This window comes from Bradyrhizobium sp. (genome assembly GCF_035701725.1).
GTDB lineage: Bacteria > Pseudomonadota > Alphaproteobacteria > Rhizobiales > Xanthobacteraceae > Bradyrhizobium.
This window is the reverse complement of record NZ_DASSRP010000196.1, coordinates 1-2,409: the sequence shown is the minus strand read 5'-3', so window position 1 is coordinate 2,409 and position 2,409 is coordinate 1. Positions and strand designations below refer to the sequence as shown.

Sequence of the window (2,409 nt, the reverse complement as noted above, 5' to 3'; positions counted from 1 at the left end):
GCAGGTCCCTCGTGCACGCTGAGATAGCTGCCGACGCCGTGACCCGTGCCGTGCTCGAAGTCGACGCCGGCCTGCCATAGATATTGCCGCGCCAGCGTGTCGAGCTGTGCGCCTGACGTGCCGTCGGGAAAAAGCGCTCGTGCGATGGCAATGTGGCCGCGCAGCACGCGGGTGAAGCGGTCGCGCATCTCCGTTGTCGGCTCGCCGATCGCAATCGTGCGGGTGACGTCGGTGGTGCCGTCCTCATATTGCGCGCCGGAATCGATCAACAGCAGATCGCCGCGCGCGATGCGGCGGTTGCTCTTGCGGGTGACGCGATAGTGCACGATGGCGCCGTTCGGCCCGGTGCCGGAAATCGTCGGGAACGACACATCCTTCAGCGCGCCGGTGTCGCGGCGGAAGGTTTCGAGCGCCTCGACCACATCGATTTCGGTGAGGTTGCCGGAGGGCGCCTCGCGATCGATGAAGGCGAGAAAGCGCGCCAGCGCAATCGCGTCGCGGCGGTGCGCGGCTTTGGTGCCGGCAATTTCCGTGTCGTTCTTCACCGCCTTGAGCAGGCTGACGGGATCGGCGCCGCGGATCGGTTTGCCGCCGGCGGACGTGATCAGGCGCGTCAGCGCATCGGCGGCGGTGGCGCTATCGAGCGCGATCGCAGCGCCGCTCTTCGACAGCTCGACCAGTTTTGGCGTCAGCGCGCCGGGCTCGACCACGGTCGCGATCCGTTCCAGATGATCGCGCACGCTGTTGGAGAGTTTTCGGTGATCGATGAACAGCGTCGGCCGGCCGCTCTTCGGCACCAGCGCGTAAGACAGAGGCAACGGCGTATGCGCGACGTCGGCGCCGCGGATGTTGAAGGTCCAGGCCACCGCGTGGCTGTCCGACAGCACCAGCGCGTCGGCGTCGAGCTTGGCGATCTCGGCCTCGATCCGCTTCAGCTTGTCGGCTTCCACTTCGCCGGAGAATTGCGTCCCGTGCAGGGCGACGGGAGCGAGCGGCAGCGCCGGTCGTTCGGTCCAGATCGCATCGAGTGGATTGTGATCGACCGGAACCAGCTCCGCGCCCGCCTTGGCGCATGCCTGGCCAAGCCTTTCGGCCGAGGCCGTCGTATGCAGCCATGGGTCGAAGCCGAGGCGATCGCCGGCGGCGAGATGCGCGGCGAGCCAGGTGTCCGGCGGCGGATCGACCAGCGACTGGACGCTCCACGCTTTGGTATCGACCTGCTTGGCGGCTTGCAGCATGTAGCGTCCGTCGACGAACACGGCCGCCTCGTGGGCGAGCACGATGGCCATTCCGGCCGATCCGGTGAAACCGGTCAGCCACGCCAGCCGTTCTTCCGACGGAGCGACATATTCGTTCTGCTGCTGGTCGGCGCGGGGGATCACGAACCCGGTCAGGTTGTGCCTTGTCAGTTCCTCGCGGAATGCTGACAGGCGCGCGGTCAGCGCGACGCCGGTTTCGGGTTCTTCGAAGGTTTGGAACAGGGCCTCAAACATTGGACGATAGTACCATCTTCTTCCGTGGAAGGCTGGGTAACCGACTCAATTCGCTTCCGATTCCGAATTTATTGTGATTGAATTGCTGCACCTGCGTGAGACGGGCTTGAATGTTTCGTGACGTCCCATGTCACGGCGCGTTCAAAGGAAATCTTCGGGTGGAATTCCAAGGCAGTTTTCGAGTCTCTGACCAGCGTCGAGGGATCAATCATGCCCGTCTTCACCTTTGAGAAGATTTCGCCGCCGATCGACCGCGTACCTTCCGCTCAGCCCGCTGCGGAAAAGCCGCGCAGCGTGATCGTTCAATTTCTGGATCGTTTCGTCGAGGCGCGCGTCAAGCGCATGGCCGCCGCCGATAGCTCAGGCCAGGAGAAGCAGAAGCCGGAGAAGTGACCAAACCCTCATCCTGAGGAGCGGCGCCCGCGCCGCGTCTCGAAGGATGAAGGCCCGGGTGGGGCCTCATGGTTCGAGATGTCGCTTCGCTCCTCCTCACCATGAGGGTTTCCGATCAAGCTCTCAGCGCACCTTGCACAGCAACAGGCTGCTCCAGCCTTCGATCCGGATGTGCCGTTCCAGGATCAGGCCGCGGGCCCGATAGGCCGCAATCACGCCCGGCGCCTGAGCCGACAACAGCCCCGACAGGATCACCCGCGCCCCGCCGGTAAGGTGCTGCGACATCGGCGTTGCCATCTGCCGCAGCGGATTGGCGAGAATATTGGCGAGGATCAGATCGAAAGGCTGTCGCTCCCGCAAACGCGGCGCCGAGAAGCCGCTTCCGCAACGGACCTCCACGAACGGGCCGACGCCGTTGAGGCGGGCGTTTTCGGCCGCCACCTTCACCGACAGCGCGTCGATGTCGCTGGCGAGGACTTGGGCCCGCAGCGCCTTGGCGGCGGCGATCGCCAAGACCCCGGTT

Annotated in this window: 3 protein-coding genes; 1 reads left to right on the top strand and 2 read right to left on the bottom strand. The window is 65.0% G+C overall.

The window, feature by feature from the left end; all coding sequences use genetic code 11:
- A partial coding sequence (locus VFL62_RS11360) for a M24B family metallopeptidase (RefSeq protein ID WP_325172472.1) occupies window positions 1-1,493 on the bottom strand: 1,493 nt, incomplete at its 3' end.
- 210 nt (window positions 1,494-1,703) lie between these two features.
- Here VFL62_RS11360 and VFL62_RS11355 point away from each other — a divergent pair.
- The gene (locus VFL62_RS11355; protein WP_325172471.1) at window positions 1,704-1,886 is read left to right on the top strand and encodes a hypothetical protein; all 183 of its coding nucleotides are present in this window, start codon (window positions 1,704-1,706) and stop codon (window positions 1,884-1,886) included.
- Window positions 1,887-2,009: 123 nt separating this feature from the next.
- Here VFL62_RS11355 and VFL62_RS11350 read toward each other — a convergent pair.
- The coding region (locus VFL62_RS11350; RefSeq protein WP_325172470.1) for a 50S ribosomal protein L11 methyltransferase at window positions 2,010-2,409 on the bottom strand (400 nt) is incomplete at its 5' end.